This window comes from Nitrospirota bacterium (assembly GCA_016178585.1).
In the GTDB taxonomy this organism is placed as follows: domain Bacteria; phylum Nitrospirota; class Nitrospiria; order JACQBW01; family JACQBW01; genus JACOTA01.
The window spans coordinates 40,102-57,144 of sequence record JACOTA010000018.1; the positions used below are offsets into that span (position 1 = coordinate 40,102).

The 17,043-nt window shown below is 46.2% G+C and carries 17 protein-coding genes; 16 read left to right on the plus strand and 1 reads right to left on the minus strand.

The window, feature by feature from the left end:
• Window positions 1-105: 105 nt before the first annotated feature.
• From HYR79_03270 to HYR79_03345, 16 genes are all read left to right on the plus strand, one after another.
• On the plus strand, window positions 106-1,623 hold the full coding sequence (locus HYR79_03270; protein MBI1820709.1) for a fused MFS/spermidine synthase: 1,518 nt from the start codon (window positions 106-108) through the stop codon (window positions 1,621-1,623).
• A 25-nt stretch (window positions 1,624-1,648) separates the two neighbouring features.
• Window positions 1,649-2,359 (plus strand): HAD-IA family hydrolase, encoded by a 711-nt coding sequence (locus tag HYR79_03275; GenBank protein ID MBI1820710.1) that lies wholly within the window; start codon window positions 1,649-1,651, stop codon window positions 2,357-2,359.
• 160 nt (window positions 2,360-2,519) lie between these two features.
• On the plus strand, window positions 2,520-3,026 hold the full coding sequence (locus HYR79_03280) for a gamma carbonic anhydrase family protein (protein MBI1820711.1): 507 nt from the start codon (window positions 2,520-2,522) through the stop codon (window positions 3,024-3,026).
• A 39-nt stretch (window positions 3,027-3,065) separates the two neighbouring features.
• Window positions 3,066-3,659 carry a transposase gene (locus HYR79_03285; protein ID MBI1820712.1) on the plus strand — a complete coding sequence of 198 codons (594 nt, stop codon included), beginning with the start codon at window positions 3,066-3,068 and terminating at the stop codon, window positions 3,657-3,659.
• A 67-nt stretch (window positions 3,660-3,726) separates the two neighbouring features.
• On the plus strand, window positions 3,727-4,617 hold the full coding sequence (locus tag HYR79_03290) for a 50S ribosomal protein L11 methyltransferase (GenBank protein MBI1820713.1): 891 nt from the start codon (window positions 3,727-3,729) through the stop codon (window positions 4,615-4,617).
• Window positions 4,618-4,711: 94 nt separating this feature from the next.
• Window positions 4,712-5,227: a 5-(carboxyamino)imidazole ribonucleotide mutase gene (gene purE, locus HYR79_03295; protein MBI1820714.1), complete on the plus strand. Its 516-nt coding sequence runs from the start codon at window positions 4,712-4,714 to the stop codon at window positions 5,225-5,227.
• Window positions 5,205-5,819, plus strand: coding sequence for a threonylcarbamoyl-AMP synthase (locus HYR79_03300; GenBank protein ID MBI1820715.1), 615 nt, complete (start codon window positions 5,205-5,207; stop codon window positions 5,817-5,819). The genes purE and HYR79_03300 overlap by 23 nt, the downstream gene beginning before the upstream one ends.
• A 62-nt stretch (window positions 5,820-5,881) precedes the next feature.
• The gene (locus tag HYR79_03305) at window positions 5,882-7,384 is read left to right on the plus strand and encodes a HAMP domain-containing protein (GenBank protein ID MBI1820716.1); all 1,503 of its coding nucleotides are present in this window, start codon (window positions 5,882-5,884) and stop codon (window positions 7,382-7,384) included.
• A 23-nt stretch (window positions 7,385-7,407) separates the two neighbouring features.
• Complete coding sequence (locus tag HYR79_03310) at window positions 7,408-8,790, plus strand: sigma-54-dependent Fis family transcriptional regulator (GenBank protein ID MBI1820717.1); 1,383 nt, start codon at window positions 7,408-7,410, stop codon at window positions 8,788-8,790.
• Window positions 8,791-9,140: 350 nt separating this feature from the next.
• Window positions 9,141-9,371: a hypothetical protein gene (locus HYR79_03315; GenBank protein ID MBI1820718.1), complete on the plus strand. Its 231-nt coding sequence runs from the start codon at window positions 9,141-9,143 to the stop codon at window positions 9,369-9,371.
• A gap of 515 nt (window positions 9,372-9,886) precedes the next feature.
• Window positions 9,887-10,216 (plus strand): hypothetical protein, encoded by a 330-nt coding sequence (locus HYR79_03320; GenBank protein ID MBI1820719.1) that lies wholly within the window; start codon window positions 9,887-9,889, stop codon window positions 10,214-10,216.
• A gap of 109 nt (window positions 10,217-10,325) precedes the next feature.
• Window positions 10,326-11,093, plus strand: coding sequence for a type II secretion system F family protein (locus HYR79_03325; GenBank protein MBI1820720.1), 768 nt, complete (start codon window positions 10,326-10,328; stop codon window positions 11,091-11,093).
• Between the two features lie 3 nt (window positions 11,094-11,096).
• A complete protein-coding gene (locus HYR79_03330) occupies window positions 11,097-11,930 on the plus strand; it encodes a type II secretion system F family protein (GenBank protein MBI1820721.1) in 834 nt (277 codons plus the stop codon).
• Between the two features lie 38 nt (window positions 11,931-11,968).
• Complete coding sequence (locus HYR79_03335) at window positions 11,969-13,381, plus strand: serine/threonine protein kinase (GenBank protein ID MBI1820722.1); 1,413 nt, start codon at window positions 11,969-11,971, stop codon at window positions 13,379-13,381.
• A 299-nt stretch (window positions 13,382-13,680) separates the two neighbouring features.
• Window positions 13,681-14,883 carry an ATP-binding protein gene (locus HYR79_03340; protein MBI1820723.1) on the plus strand — a complete coding sequence of 401 codons (1,203 nt, stop codon included), beginning with the start codon at window positions 13,681-13,683 and terminating at the stop codon, window positions 14,881-14,883.
• Window positions 14,884-15,232: 349 nt separating this feature from the next.
• A complete protein-coding gene (locus HYR79_03345) occupies window positions 15,233-15,685 on the plus strand; it encodes an RNA-directed DNA polymerase (protein ID MBI1820724.1) in 453 nt (150 codons plus the stop codon).
• Between the two features lie 164 nt (window positions 15,686-15,849).
• Here HYR79_03345 and HYR79_03350 read toward each other — a convergent pair whose 3' ends face one another.
• Window positions 15,850-16,812, minus strand: a complete 963-nt coding sequence (locus HYR79_03350; GenBank protein ID MBI1820725.1) for a transposase — start codon at window positions 16,810-16,812, stop codon at window positions 15,850-15,852.
• Window positions 16,813-17,043: the final 231 nt, after the last annotated feature.

Consider the following 17,043-nt stretch of genomic DNA (forward strand, 5'->3'; position numbering starts at 1 on the left):
GCCACGCACCCTGCGGGTGCTCGCGATGACAGGCAAAACAAGGGATTGTAAATCCTATCTCTCTCTTGGAATAGCTTAAAACATGGAAATAGTTAGGAGTCATTAATGCCTTCTGGTCAAAACCGCGCTGATTTTGTTTTATTGCTGCTGACTATCTTTATTTGCGGGATGATCGTGCTTGTCCTTGAAGTGCTGGGATCACGAATCCTGAGCCCCTATTTTGGGATCTCCTTATTCATCTGGACCTCGCTCATTACGGTTACCTTGATTTCGCTCTCTCTGGGGTACTGGATTGGGGGAATTCTCTCAGACCGTTATCAAAACCGGGATCTTTTTTATCTTCTGATCCTGGTTTCGGGATTTTTTGTCATGGTGATTCCGTTGATTCAAAAGCCGGTTTCTCTCGCGATGACCTCGTTCGGCCCGCGGTTGGGATGTTTAACGACCGCTTTTACCCTTTTCACCGTTCCCCTGACCTTATTGGGAATGGTGGCCCCGTTTTCCTTAAAACTTTCTCTCAGGGAAATAGATCGGGCGGGAAAGATTGCCGGAAATTTGTATGCGCTTTCCACCCTTGGCGGGATCATGGGAACATTGTTGGTGGGTTTCTGGCTGATTCCCAATCTGGGGCTGAAAAATATTTTATTTGTTATTTCTATTTCCCTTTCTATTTTGCCGGCAATTCACTTTATGAAAACCAAAAACTGGATGCCGGCGCTGGGCTGTCTTTCGGTCATTTTCATCAGCGGAGTCTTGATGATTTATTTTTCTCAAAGAACTCAGGCCGGGAAAATTATTTTTAAATCAGAAAGTTATTACGGCCAGTTAAAGGTTCTCAATGATCTAAACACGCATCTGTTGATGGTCGACGGGGCGATTCAGACCGCCTATCAGATAGACCTCCATCAATCCAAAGCTCCTTACACAGCGATGATTGAAGAGGTTCTAAAAGCTTACCGGGAGCAATCGACCACCAGGTTTCTCAATGGAGCCGTCATCGGATTGGGAGGGGGGATCATTCCGGAATCGGGGTATCATTCGGGTGATTCGATTGATATTGTCGAAATCGATCCCCGAATGCCGGTCGTCGCTCAAAAATTTTTTGAATTTCATCCCGAACGGTTTAATCTCATTCTCGAAGATGCCCGTCATTTTTTAAATGGGAACAAAAAAAAATATGACTACATTGTTCTGGACGTTTTCGCGGGAGAATCGTCTCCTTTTTATTTATTGAGTCAGGAGTGTTTTGAACAGGTAAGGAACAGTTTGACGGACGACGGCATTCTGGTGATGAACACCATCGGACTTTTTACCGGCGAGGGTTCGGAGTTTACCCAATCGATTTATAAAACCCTGCAACAAAAATTTCCCCACAGAGCGCTTTTAACTGTTTCTTCCAGAGATAATTTCACGAATTATATCATGCTGGCTTCGAACCGGCCTCTGGACCCTTTGATTGCTTCCTCCGGAAAACTTTTTTCCGGAGAAGTCCATTTAAAAGATGAAGCGGGGTTAGTCCTTACCGATGATTATAATCCGGCGGATTATCTGGAACAAAAGGTTGCCCTGGAATGGCGGTTGGCGATCTGGAGGGGAACCGTCTCCGAGATTCTGCTGGATTGACTCCGAAAGGCCGGGAGCGGCGCGAATGATAAAATTGCCGGTTAAAGTCATATTTTTTGACGCGGCTGAAACCCTTTTTAAAACAAGGGGTTCGGTTGGAGACATCTATTTAAAGATTGCCAGGAAATATGGGTCGCGAGCTTCAAAAGAGGCGATTGACGAGGCTTTTTTTAACGGTTTTAAAAAATCTCCTCCTGCTGTGATTTCTCAGGATATTTCCCCGTCCGAGCGAATAAAAATTGAAAAGAATTGGTGGCGCACGGTGGTCAAACAGGTCTTCACGGAAGTCGGGATGATCCCTTCTTTTGACTCTTATTTTCAGGAGGTTTACACTGTTTTTAAAGGGAGTCAGGGGTGGGAGCTTTTTCCCGAAACGATTGAAGTTTTGTCCAGTTTAAAAAAGAAAGGGTATTCGCTTGGGTTGATTACCAATTTTGACACACGGGTTTACGAAGTGACCAAAGCGTTGGGTATCGCTCATCTCCTCGATTCAATGACCCTTTCGAGTGAAACGGGCGCTCCGAAACCCCATCCGGTTATTTTTAAAAGAGCGGTAGACGCGCACCAGATCAGACCCTCTGAAGCCCTTCATGTCGGAGACAGTCTTTCGGATGACGTTGAAGGGGCATTGAAAGCAGGCCTCCAGGCCGTCCTGATTGACCGCCACCACCTCTTTAAGCCGGGAAAAGATTATATTAAAATTGAATCTCTCACCGAATTGCTTTATGATCTGTAAAAGTGAGGGGGTGTCATTGCGAGGAGGATTTTTCGACGAAGTGCTGTCATTGCGAGCAAAGCGAAGCAATCTATTTTCCATACGGGTGTTATGAGATTGCTTCGCTGGCGCTCGCAATGACAGGCAACGAGATTAAATACGGTTGGGGTAGTCTGCACCTATGATTATTCCTTATCAGGGGATTTGTCCAATAGTACCTTCGTCCGTTTTTATTGCCCCCGGAGCGGTTATCATCGGGGATGTGGAAATCGGAGAGAGTTCCAGCGTCTGGTTTAATACGGTGGTTCGTGGAGATGTTCATTTTATTCGTATCGGCTCCAACACCAATATCCAGGACCTGTCGATGCTCCACGTTACCCGGAAAACCCATCCTTTGAAAATCGGAAACAATGTCACTGTTGGCCACAGGGTGATTCTTCATGGTTGTACCATCGGGAATTTATGCCTGATCGGCATGGGGGCGGTGGTGATGGATGGCGCGGTGGTGGAAGATGGCGCTTTTATCGGAGCCGGCTCTCTGGTTTCAGAGGGGAGTGTGATTCCGGCGGGGATGCTTGCATTCGGCGTGCCGGCAAAGCCGAAACGTCCGTTAACGCCGGAAGAAAAGGCCTTTCTGACCCTCTCCGCCAAAAATTATGTCGAAGACGCCCGGACATATATTACGTAGGGGCAGGTCCCCGTGCCTGCCCTGAATACATGATTCGATATGACATATAATCCAGATATCCACAAACGCCATTCCTTAAGGTTAAAGGGATTTGATTATGCTCAAACGGGCGCTTATTTCATTACAATATGCACCCAAAATCGGGAATGTTTGTTTGGTAAGGTGGTAAATGATCAAAGACACCTTAATGATGCGGGAGAAATGATTCTGACTTCCTGGAACGAATTGCCACGGCATTATCCGGGGGTTGATGTTGACCAATTTGTGGTAATGCCCAATCACGTTCATGGCATTATTATTTTAACTGTAGGGGCAGGTCCCCGTGCCTGCCCTGAATTGCATATTAAAAAAAGGCAACCAGAGGAAATTTCTCCTGCATTATCCTTGTTATCTTTGTCGGATATAATACAACGGTTTAAATCATTGACAACGACTCATTATCTCCAGGGTGTCATACAAACCGGCTGGCCCCCTTTTCATAAAAAATTATGGCAACGAAATTACTATGAACATGTTATCCGAAATGAAGAGAGTTTAAATCGCATCCGGCAATATATCCATGATAATCCTTTAAATTGGAATATAGATGAAGAAAATCCGGAAGGGCAGGCACGGGGACCTGCCCCTACATAATATATTTTCTTTTTGATTCATTCGTAGGGGCAGGTCCCCGTGCCTGCCCTTACACGAGGGAGTCTCCATGGACCTGGCACATAAAGAATATCTGGAGGTTTCCGTCGAAGTTGACCTTAATTTTCAGGAAACCCTTTCTTCATATCTTATTGAAAGAGGTGCCTCGGGAACCTGGGTCGATGAGAGGAAGGTCAAGGCATATTTTAATCCTTTGGTTTTTTCTCTCTCACAGGTGGAAAAACAAATCGCCATATTTTTCCTCGAATTCCGTCGGGAAGGGGTTAAGGTTGAGTCTGGAGCTGTTGTCGTCCAAACACATCCCTATGAAGACTGGAACGCCGAATGGAAAAAGTTTTTTAAACCGATCAATGTCACTCCCCGTTTAACCATTTCCCCCCCCTGGGAGTCATATACCCCAAAAACGAATGAGGAAAAGGTTATTCTCATCGATCCCGGCCTGGGTTTTGGAACCGGGACCCATCCGACCACCCGGAACTGCCTGGTCTTTCTCGACCGGATTCTCTCCGCGCATCCTGATCCTGTTCAACTGAAAGTGTTGGACCTGGGATCCGGTTCGGGTATTCTGGCAATTGCCGCCGCTCGTTTAGGAGCCGGCTATATTGTGGCGGCGGATATCGACGGCGACGCCGTAGAGTCGATGCGGAATTCTTTCCTTTTAAATCAGGTCCATCGCCATATCCGAATAAGGCTGGGGTCTATTTTTCAGGCAGATCGAAACGCGTATGACTTAATCCTGGCCAATTTAACGGCGGAAGATTTAATCCTCGTAAGCCGTGAGCTTCAGGGCGCGCTTCTTCCGGAGGGCGGGCTCATTCTTTCGGGTATTCTGGCGGAAAAAAAAGAAAAGCTTGAAAAAACCCTGCACGAGTTGATGCTTAAAAAGAGGGACGAAATTGTGGAAGGACCCTGGGTAACCCAGATGTGGCAGAACGCTTGAGTATCATATACAATGAAATATATTACGTAGGGGCAGGTCTCCGTGCCTGCCCTGCAATAGAAAGGAATGTTGTAATGAATCAAAAAGGATGGATATGACTAAAAAAAAGCCGTTGGTTGCGATTTTAATGGGAAGTCCCAATGACCTGCCCGTTATGGAAGAGGCCGCTAAAATGTTGAGCCAGTTTAACGTTCCCTATGATCTGATGGTCACCTCCGCCCACCGTTCTCCCGAACGGACGCATCACGTTGTAAAATCAGCAAACGAGAACGGAGTCGAAGTCTTTATCGTCGGGGCGGGCGGGGCGGCCCATCTGGCCGGCGTCGTCGCTTCTTTGACCACGTTACCCGTGGTCGGTGTTCCAATCGATTCTTCCTCCCTTCAGGGAATGGATGCCCTCTTATCGACCGTCCAGATGCCGGGAGGGGTTCCGGTGGCGGCCATGGCGATTGGAAAAGCGGGAGCTAAAAACGCGGGAATTTTTGCCGCGCAAGTTCTGGCCAGAAAATATCCGGAGCTGGAAAAAAAACTGGCTCAATATAAAGAGGATATGGCCAGGGAAGTGGAACAAAAAGCCAAAATTCTTCATGACAGAAATCGTAAAAATTAATCGGGAGGACCCCGATCCTGTTTTAAAGGAGGCCGCGCTCCGGGTCAAGGAAGGCAAAATAATCGTTTTTCCAACTGACACGCTTTACGGGATCGGCGTGGACATTTACAATGATAGAGCAATCGATAGGGTTTTCTTGATCAAAAAAAGGGACAGCGGGAGCCCCATTTTAATACTGATCGAAAAGCCTTCTGATCTATTTCCTCTTGTTAAAAAGGTTCCCCCCGCGGGGCGAGAGCTTATCGACCGGTTCTGGCCGGGACCGCTGACGTTAATCTTCGACGCTTCGGAAAGTCTTTCCCCGCGACTGACCGGAAATACCGGAAAAATAGGAATCCGATGCCCCGATTCCAGGCTTGTCCAGCGTCTCCTCTCTTTTTTAAAAAGCCCGATTACCGCCACCAGCGCCAATCGGTCTCATGAACCTCCCTGTCAAAACGCTTCGGAAGCCGAAAAATATTTTGGGAACCAGGTCGATTTAATCCTGGATGGAGGAACTCTGGTTTCCGAACCCTCTACCGTGGCCGACGTGACCGGAGGGACCATCAAGATCATCAGGCAGGGCAAGATAAAAATAGAAAATCATACGTAGGGGCAGGTCCCCGTGCCTGCCCTTGTGTCGAAGCAGGATGTGCCTGCCCGATAAGGATAAATTTGAAAATCAGGTTAACTTTAACGTCAAAATTAGTTCTCATCATGCTGTTTTTATCCTTTTTATCGCTGGGAGCGTCGTTTTATCTTTATGCCCGCACGGAACAGGCGCTGGTAAAAGAAATGGAAGATCATATCAACGAGTTGTCAAACGCCATTTCAGTGAGCGTGGAAGAACTGACCAGCCCGGAACGGACGACGGAGAAGCGGCTGCAGGATTACGTCAAGCGGCTCGAAAAAAGGGGTGTAAAGGAAATATCGATTGTCAGCAACGAAAAAGAGGTCATTGCCAGTTCAAATCCAAAACGGGTGGGGGCAAAAATTGATCCCAAACGAAAGGATTTGTTGATTACCGCGAAACTGGGAGATCAGCTTCCTTCTCCCACTCAGAAGGCCTATAATCTTCTTGTCCCGATCGTGGTTGAAGGCGAACAGCTGGGGTACGCTCATATCAGCATGGTTTTTGACGATTATGAAAAGCTGATTGAATCCCACTATTTGGACCGTCTGGTGGCAACCCTGATCGTCTTTTCAGTCGGGATCATGGTTTCGATTTTTCTCTCGTGGCGCTACACCCGGCCTATTTATCAAATCATGGGAGCCGCGAAAAAAGTCGCCAGGGGCGATTTAAGCCAGACGATCCCTGTCAGAAAAGGGGATGACGAAATCAACCAGTTAACGCACAGTTTTAACGAAATGATTGAAAAATTACGGCAGAACAGGGTCCTCGAAGAGAGGCTTCGTGAAACCGAACATTTGACGGCGCTGGGGCAATTCGCATCGGGGATCGCGCATGAGATTCGGAATCCGCTTAACTTTATTTCCCTGAGTATTGATCATCTCAAAGAAAAAATCGGTCATGCCTCTCCGGAAGAACAAAAAAAAATGGGCGACCTGATGACCAGCATCAAATCCGAAACCTTTCGTCTCAACCATATGGTCGAAAACTTTTTAAAATACGGCCGTCCATTAAAACTCGATATCAAACAGGTGAATCTGAACCTTTTGTTGAAAGAGGTGCTCAATTTAGCCAATCAAAAAGCGATTGAACAGGGAATCGAGATCAGCTATGTTCCGGAGGACACCCCTTTGATTGACGGTGATGAAGAAAAAATTAAAACCTGCCTGATGAACGTCGTCGCGAATGGCCTTCAGGCAATGCCAACAGGTGGAACCCTGTCGATACGAATGACCGAACGACCTGAAGAGGTGATCCTCGAAATTACCGATACCGGTCAGGGGATTAGCCCGGAGAATTTAAAGAAAGTTTTCCAGCCCTATTTTACCACCAAACAACTTGGAATCGGCCTCGGGCTGGCCCTCACCAGACGCATTATTGAAGAACACCACGGCACAATAGAGATCAGCTCAAGCCCTGAAAAAGGCACAAAAGTTTTAATGACGTTGCCATTGAATTACGAGATGGTTCCTGAAGCGGGAAGCGAGGAACTGGCTTGGCCAGGCCGAGCGAGGGGTTCGGGGGCATCGGAGGATTTTACGAAGTGAAACCGCACGGGTCCCTGAGTCGAATGGCGAAAGGTGAGACGATTCTGGTCATCGACGATGAAAAGCCTCAACGGGATATCCTGAAAATTATCCTGGAACAGGAAGGGTATAAGGTCGAGACGGCATCACACAGCCAGGAGGGTTTAAGAATTTATAAGAACGGAGAGGCCGATCTTGTTTTGACCGATTTAAAATTGCCCGATACGACGGAGTTAAGCGGCGTCGATGCTCTGTTCCGGATGAATCCGAATGCCTCCGTCATCATCATGACCGCGCACGGGACGATTGATTCCGCCGTAGAAGCGATGAAAAAAGGGGCGTTTGACTATCTGACTAAACCGCTCGATAAGACGGAGCTTCTCATTTCCATTCAAAGGGCGTTTGAGCGGATCCGTTTGTTAAGGGAAAACAAAAACCTCCGCCAGCAGTTGGGAGAAAAGTTTACGCTCCAGAATATCATCGGAACGCACCCCGCCATGCAGGAGATATTCAAGATCGTTCAAAAGATCGCGGCCAGCAGCAGCACGATATTAATTTATGGGGAAAGCGGCACAGGCAAGGAATTGATCGCGAGGGCCATCCATTTTAACAGTACCCGGAAAAACGGGCCGTTCCGGGCCATTAATTGCGCGGCGATTCCCGAAAGCTTGATTGAAAATGAGCTGTTCGGCCACGAAAAGGGCTCTTTTACCGGCGCGGTCGGAAAAGAGATTGGTCTTTTTGAAGCGGCCGGCAAAGGGACCCTTTTCCTCGATGAAATCGGAGATTTGGGCCATCCGATCCAGGCCAAACTGCTTCGAGCTTTGCAGGAAAAGGAGATTAAGCGGATCGGTGGAAAAGAGGATGTCAAAATCGATGTTCGCGTGATTGCCGCGACCAACAAGAATCTCCCCCAGGAAATTAAAAAAGGGGCCTTCCGGGAGGATCTTTTTTACCGGCTCAATATTATTTCGATCCATCTGCCCCCCTTAAGAGAGCGGGGTTCGGATATTCCAAAACTGGTCGAACATTTCCTCAAAAAGTTCAACAAGCAGACGGGAAAGAATATTAAAAGCCTCTCGAAGGAAGCGTTTCAAACGCTCCTGAATTATTCATGGCCCGGAAATGTAAGACAGCTGGAGGGTGTCATGGAAAGAACCATTCTCTTATGTGATTCGGAAGTCATCGGGCTCGAAGACCTTCCCCTTGAAATCAGAAGGGCCGGCCATCCCTTAAGTGAAATTGATTTTGATCTTCCTCCGGAAGGGTTTTCAATGGAAGCGTTTGAAAAACAGCTCCTGATTAAAGCGATGGAGAAAAGTGACTGGGTTATCGCGAAAGCCGCAAAAATGCTCGGACTTTCGTATAAGACCCTGCAGTACCGGCTGGACAAGTTCGATCTTAAGAAAAACGGTCGTGAGGAGTGACTCAAGAGAGATAGACGGCGCATTCATTTATTGATCATGTCATTGCGAGCACCGAAGGGTGCGTGGCAATCTTACCGTAAAGTTTTGAGATTGCTTCACTTTGTTCGCAATGACAACTTTCTATCTCTTGGGTGTGATTCCTTACAATTTTTTAAACATACCTTATTTAGGGTATAAACTACCTTATAACAGGTGTTCATAAGGACATGGCTAAGGGTTTTATTTTTATAACTATTTGAAAAATATAATAAAATTATTTTTACGATCTATTTTTTTTAATGGTATTATTATTGCACTCATACTACTTCGAGTTTAACTAATAAAATAAACCTGGAAGGGGGTGAAAATAAATGAAAAAAATCTACTCTTTGGTTATTGCCATGATGATGTTGGTTGCTTTCGGTACAGTGACCTTTGCCGCTGACGCCGCTGCTCCAGCTGCTCCGGCCGCATCAGAAACTCCTAAGGCTGAAGCTTCTTCAAAAACTGTAAAGAAAATGAAGAAGAAAAAAGCCCAAAAAAAAGCTAAAAAAGAAGAAAAGAAAGAAGAAATGAAAGAAGCTGCGCCAGCGGCGAAATAGTTTTTTTGACGGACTTTGGAATGGTCGTCCTTAGACCGTGACGGACTTTGGAATGGTCGTCCTTAGACCGTGACGGACTTTGGAATGGTCGTCCTTAGACCGGAATGATCAAAATACAGCTTACAGCAAAAAAGCACGGTATCTTTACCGTGCTTTTTTTTTGACGTTGATAAATAAATTTCTTTATGACAAAATCTAAAATAAATTATTTTATGGTCTCGTAAAAAGTCGTCATTCCCGCGAAAGCGGGAATCTATAGCAAACGTAATAAGTAATGTGTCATTGCGAGGAGCGGAGCGACGAAGCAATCCCTTTTTTATGTCAGCTAAGCAACGAGATTGCTTCACTTCGTTCGCAATGACGACCTTTAACATGATAAGCTGTCCCTTTTTTCGGTCTAACTACGACCATTCCAAAGTCCGTCACGGTCTAAGGACGACCATTCCAAAGTCCGTCACAGACTTTTTAAGAGACCATCATTTAAGAATCGAATATAAATAAGAAAGGTCATTTAAATGAGAAAATCATCGTTCTTTTTAGTTTTATTGTTAGTCGTATTTCTTCCCTTAATATCGGGTTGTGAATCGAAAAAGTTAAAAGAAGAAAATACAAAGCTCAAACAGCAGTTTGAAAAAATGACCGAAGAAAACAAGTCGCTTCTCAATGAAGTGGATCAATTTAAAAAAGAAAACGAACAAATCAAGGAGAAAACCGCTTCTCTTCAGAATGAAAATAGTTCTCTTAAAAAGCAGATTGAATCTCTTAAGAAAAAACCTGTAAAAAAACCGGTAAAAAAGGCGCCGGCAAAGAAGAAGAAAACAAAAAAAGGAAAACACCCGGCTTAGGACCCTGCGCGTGATTAACCTTTTTCTTTCACTCATCCTGTTTTCAGCCGTTTCCTCTGGAGCTTTTTTTTTCTGCATTAAAGCTCTCCCTTTTTATCAAAAATACCGAATGAAAGTTATAACCGAAACGGTTTCTTCTCTAGATGAACAGTTTTTGTTTCTTACCGAAAGTCAGGCGGCGGTTATTTATACCCTTTCTACCATTGGGTTTCTTTTTTTAGGTTTTTTTTTGGGAGTGAGTCTTTCATGGAGAGCCGGATTACTGGGCGCCCTCTTTTTTGGGATAGGGGGCTATCACCTGCCTAAAAAAGTCATTCGCGCTATTTCCCAAAAAAGATTAAAGGAAATAGAACGGCAAATTCCAGATTTTCTTAAAATGATTTTGGGTGCGCTTCGCGCCGGGTTAAGCGTATCGGAGGCGATGAAAAAGGCTGTGCAGGAGATTCCGCCGCCTCTTTCGCAGGAGCTTGGTCTGGTATTAAAGAAAATTAAAATGGGAGAGAGTTTTGAAGAGAGTTTTAAATATTTGGACCGCCGGCTGAATTTGGAAGAGATCAGCCTGGTGGTGTCAGCTATTATTCTTTCAAATGAAGCGGGAGGATCATTAACCTCTGTTTTGGAACGGTTGGAGCGGACTATCGAGGAAAGAAAACGGTTAAAAGGAAAAATTGACGCCTTGACCGCGCAGGGGAAAATGCAGGGGTGGGTGGTCGGATGTCTCCCGTTTTTGTTAGGGGTTGTCCTGTTTCTCATTGACCCCGGGCTAATGACCCCCTTTTGGACCAGCCTGTCCGGAGGGATCGGACTTTTTGCGATTCTTCTGCTGGAAATGTCCGGATTTTTCCTGATAAAAAGAATTGTTCAGGGGGAGGCTTAAATCGTGTTGCCCCTTCTCCTTGATTTTTTAATTTTTATCTCCGTCGCCTGGCTGACCAATCATTTGTTTCAAGCTCAATTCAAATTTAACCTGGAGCGGATTAAAACATCCCGATTTTATTCATGGGATCCTTTTCCTCAAGTCACCCCTTATCTCGCCTATCTCCGGCGAAAGATGACGACCGCCCGATGGCGATTTGAGCCGCGGGAGTTTATATGGATTCAAGTCATCAGCGGGACTGGATTGATAATGGCGGGAAATTTAAGCCTGGTTCTTTTATCCGGGAGCTGGCCTGATTGGAGCGGGGTTTTGTTTTACGTTTTAATCTTTTTTGGTCTGGGATTCATTTTTCCTGTTGTGAAGTTAAACACCGCCGTTCGGTCCCGGCAAAAAAACATGGTCAGGGATTTTTCCTTTTATCTCGATTTGATGGTGCTGGGGGTGGAAGCAGGGCTCGATTATTCAGCTGTTTTACAGAAAATTCTTCAAAACTCAAAACAAGGCCCTTTAAAGGAAGAGTTGGAAACGATGCTTCAACAGGTTCAGATGGGTAAAAGCCGTTCTGAAGCGTGGAGGGAATTTTCCGGCCGAATCGACCTTCCGGAGATTCATTCGGTGATCCTGGCATTTATTCAAACCGATCAAACCGGAAGCCCGTTGACCAAAACCCTCCGTCAATTGTCGGATGAAATGAAAACCACCCGGTTTCAACTGGCTGAAAAACGGGCCTACCAGATGCCGGTGAAAATGTTAATCCCTCTTCTCGGTTGTATCTTTCCCGCGGTTTTTATCCTCCTGTTTGAACCGTTGGTCTTGCGCTTTCTGCGGCTCTTGTAATGCAATATCTTCAGGTGGAAGAAATCGGAAGAGGGGGTATGGGCATTGTCTATAAAGCCTATTGCCCCGATCTGAAACGGTGCGTCGTTTTAAAGAAAGTCCACCCTGCCTTGGCCGTCGATCCGGCCTATCAAAGCCAGATCAAAAAAGAGGCTCAACTCCTCTCCCGGTTGAAACATCCCAATATTGTTTCGTATATCGGCTGCGATTTAATCGAATCCAATCATCAAAAAGAATTCTGCTTAATCATGGAGTATATCGAGGGGGTAAATTTAAAAGAGTGGTTAAAACTCAGGGGTTCGCTTCCTTTTGAAAAACTTGTTCCGATGTTTTTAGATTTGTGCGGGGCCCTGGCCTACCTTCACCAGAACCGGATTTTCCATTTTGATTTAAAGCCTGAAAATATCCTCATGACGAAAGGGGAAAAGCTTTTTTTGACCGATTTCGGGATTTCGGCAATTGAGAGCGCAAACGGGAACACCGCGCCCCTGGGTGACCCGATCGGAAGCCTTGAATATAGCGCTCCGGAACAGTTGAAGGGAGAAAAGCCAGGCGGGAGGAGCGATCTTTATTCTCTGGGAATGGTTCTCTACGCGCTTTTAAACGGTAAGGGTTTTTTTGAAGGGGCTGAAAAACAGGTCATCTGGGGAAAGCTGGTTTATGAGGCCGCTCCTTTTAACTTAACCTTTCCTGAAGAGACGCCTGGTTTTTTTCAAAACATCATTCGAAAATTAGTCAATAAAGCCGCCGGCGACCGTTATCCGGATGTGAAAACCCTCCTGCTTGAATTTCACCGGCGCTTTTCGGCCCCCGAAGCTAAAGCTCCCCCTCGCCTTTCCGATTTAAAAGCAGATCTCCCCAACCGGAAAATTTCAGAAAAATGGGTGATTCTGGCAGCGGGTGCGGTCCTGGTGTTGATTCTTTACTTGAGCGCCGGTTTCGGGCCGGAATTAGTTTCTTCTCCCTCCGCCTTCCTTCCGCCCGCAGGAAATTCAAGCAACAATGAAACTCGCGTGGACAAGCCGGAGCCTCGGACATTAAACGAATCTGTAAGCCATAACCTCGATCCCGTCATTGAAATACCTCATCTGAAAAAAGAGAAAAAAAGGGTGGAGCCGCTGAGCAATAACGCCTCGTTACGGGTGCCTGATGATGATGAACTTGAGAGTTTTTTAAATCATTTTAAGTCAAACGCTGAAATCAAGAACCTCAAAACCCTTGAGGAAACCATTCAGTTTTCGCCGGACAAACTTTCCCATTTCCAAAAGATTTTTGAGACCAATCCAAAACTCGAGGTGGCGTTCCTGCAAATCCAACGCGAAGGGCCGACGATTACCGTTCATTATCATCTTCTTTTAAACAAGGTGAGCGGGGAATTTCCGGTTAAATCCGCGGCCATTGAAAACGAGGAAATCCTTGTATTCCAGAATGGGACCTGGCAACTCAATTGATTGCAAAAAATTCTGATCATCAATGCAAACGCAGACCCCTTTTCTTTTTATTCTTCTCGCAGTGTTGTGCCAAAACGGCCAGGTCTTTACTTTTCATTCTTGACCCAAGAACAGAGTTAGAAAGCTGTCATTGCGAACAAAGTGAAGCAATCTCAAGACTTTACGATAAGATTGCCACGCACCCTTCGGTGCTCGCAATGACATGATTAATAAGTGGGTGCGAAGTCTATCGCTGATCTTGGGCTTGACAATGACTTAGTATATTGAGTAAAATTACTTAATTTATTGAGTAAAATGTTATGAAAGTTTTTAAACGCCGGGTTTACCAAACCCTTCTTTCCCGTCTTCAGGAGCCGCGCCGCTTCATTCAAATCCTGTCCGGCCCCCGGCAGACAGGGAAAACCATACTATCCCGTCAGGCGATGGAAGATCTGGCGATTTCCACACATTATGCATCGGCAGACGAGCCGACCCTGCGCGACCGGGCCTGGATCGAACAGCAATGGAATATCGGAAGATTACAGGCAAGAGAAGACCGAAAGCGCAAGGGCGCATTGATCGTATTAGATGAGATTCAGAAGATCCCCGGCTGGTCCGGGTTGATCAAGCATTTGTGGGATCAGGATACAGCCAACAAGGTTTCTCTTAAGGTGGTTCTCCTCGGCTCCGCGCCATGGCTGATCCAAAGAGGTTTAACAGAGAGTCTGGCAGGACGTTTTGAGTTGATTCATGTGACCCACTGGTCTTTTTCGGAGATGCAAAAAGCCTTCGGGTGGAACATTGATCAATTTCTATTCTATGGGGGTTACCCCGGAGGAGTGGATTTGATAAAGGACCCCGAACGCTGGTCGCGCTATATCGTGGATTCGCTCGTAGAAACGACCATTTCCCGGGATATTCTCCTCCTGACACGGGTTGACAAACCGGCTCTTTTTCGCCGTCTCTTTCAACTGGGGTGCGACTATTCCGGTCAAGTTCTCTCCTATCAAAAAATGATCGGGCAAATGCAGGATGCGGGAAACACGACCACGTTGGCCCATTACCTGGAACTCCTTTCAGGGGCCGGAATGTTAACCGGCCTCTCCAAGTTTGCAGGCCAGCGAGTTCGCCAACGAGGTTCTAGCCCAAAGCTTCTGGTCCTTGATACCGCTCTCCTGACAGCCTCTTCTTCCTATACGCTTGTTCAGGCCAGGAAGGAGAGTGCCTTCTGGGGAAGAGTGGTGGAATCTGCGGTGGGGGCACATCTGGTGAATAGTGCAATGGGAACAAAAGTCGAGGTATTCTATTGGCGAGAGCGGGGAAAGGAAGTGGATTTCATCCTCCGTTTAGGCAAGACCGTGGTGGCGATTGAAGTCAAAAGTGGCCTGAAAAAAGAGAGCCATCCCGGAATGGAATCTTTTTTACACCTTTTCAAACCGGCAAAAGCGCTTTTAGTTGGCGAACAGGGGATACCTCTTGAAGAATTCCTGTCAGCCCCCGCGGCTCATTGGGCCAGCCTGTAGTGTTTTTCGTTTTTTAAAAATCCAATTCAACAAGACGGTTTTTTCTCTTGCATTCCGCTCTAACAAATTTATAGCAAATTTATATCAGTTCTTGAGTGCGGCCGGGCAAGGTCGCATCATCCAGCGGGTGAGAATCCCGTCCCGGAAGGCAGGCAAGCCACCGGGTAGCAAGTCCTTGGAGGGAGGAGGGTAACCTCTGACTTTAAGCGTAGGATAGCAAGCAAACAGGCCGGAGCCTCGAAAGTGACGCGATGGGAAGGACGACGCTGTTCAAGAAGCGGAAGTCAAAATGGATTTCTCTTCGTAACGGCCAAGAAGAGGCCACTTCCCCGGGGTCGGAGACCATGGCATGTTTGACATCAGGATAAGGAAGCCACAAAGTGAACAGCGACATGAGGAGACACTCACCGTTCACAGAAGCGGGGAAGGGGTGGGAACGAAATTGTGTCGCATCGCGGAGAAAGCTCGAAGGGAACCGGCTTTTCGGTTCACCAGTTTATATCATCTGATGAACCGGGAATTATTACGGGAATGTTTTGAGGCGTTGCGAAAAGATGCGGCCTCAGGCATTGACGGGGTGACCAAGGAGCAGTACGGCTATAAACTGGAGGAACATCTGGAAGAGCTTGTAGAACGGCTCCACCGGATGGCTTACAGACCGCAAGGGGTAAGAAGGGTCTATATCCCCAAGCCGGGAAGTCATAAACAACGGCCAATAGGGATACCCAGCCTTGAAGATAAACTGGTACAGGCGGGACTGGTTTCAGCTTTTGCTCAAACGGTATCCTCATCCCCAACCTAGAATTCAGGTTAGGCTATTTTGACCTGCGAAGTGACATTTTGAGGAGCCGTGTGCGTTAATTGCGCAAGCACGGTTCTGTGAGGGGCCGGGGCCAACGGGTGTAGGGTTGAAATACTGTGGCACCGCCGGGAAACCAGGCGGCAACGGAGAAGACGAATCTCAACCTATAACACCTGAAGAAACCGGTCTACTCGACCTTTATACAACCTCATCAACTTTTGTAAAGACTGATCAGGATTTCTTCTTTCTGCCTGACGTTGAAGGTGAGATACCCGTGAGGAAGAAATACCAAACATCTTCGCCACCTCCTTTAACCTTAAATTAACCACCTGTCTGAAGAGATACACCGTAGCATGATACGCTTCCTGATGGTGACGTTTAAAAATATCCTTTTGACCAACCCCGTATACCTGACATATTTTGTTTAAAACTTCTTCTTTTTGGGGCCTCATGGGCTGACTCTGCTCTTTTGGTACCTCACTTAAGGAATAATGCTCAATCTGTTTTTCGCTTTCCTTTAAAAATTCTTCTTTCCCCAACCAGATTTGCCCCCGTAAATTCTCCCATGGAGAACTCATCCTTATTCCTTCTTTCACAAATCTCTGATAAGCCACTCTGGCTGATCCTTCTCCTCTTCCAAATTGACTCAATACCCATTTTGTTTCTAACCATTCCGGTGGTTTTTCTAAACCCATTGTTGGAAGAAGACTGCTCCAGGGCCATTCTTCTATTTTCGCAACGATTCCCGCTCGAATTGGATTGAGCACAATATACCGGCATAACTCAAGAAGATAGTTCTCTCGATCAACAATGATGCTTTTGTATCGCCCCTGGAATACATGCCCAACCATCCCATGACGGCGGTTAAACGCTTGTGTGTAGACCCCATTGAGTCTGCGCATTCCATCCACTAAATTGCCTTCCGGAGTTTCAATCAGTATGTGATAATGATTGGTCATGAGGCAATAAGCATAGCACTTCCAGCCCTGTTGTTGAATCTCACGGCCCAGGAATTTTAAAAAAAACTCCCGATCTTGATCATCAAGATAGATGTCCTGCTGACGGTTCCCACGCGCAGTCAGATGATAGAGCGCTCCCGGATATTCTATGCGTAATGGTCTTGCCATGAAGAGACTTTATATCACTAGAAGAGGAAAGTCAAGAACTGACCCTTTCTTTAGTTATCATGTAACTTATGATTAAGTAAGGAGAAATATATAAAGAAGGGGGTGACAAAAATTGACAATTGACACCCTTCGATAACTTCGCTAGGATCATCGAAATTTTTCATTCAATCCATTTTTAAACCATCACCTTAATTTTTAATGATGTTGCGTTCTTTTTTTATTTTTCTACCT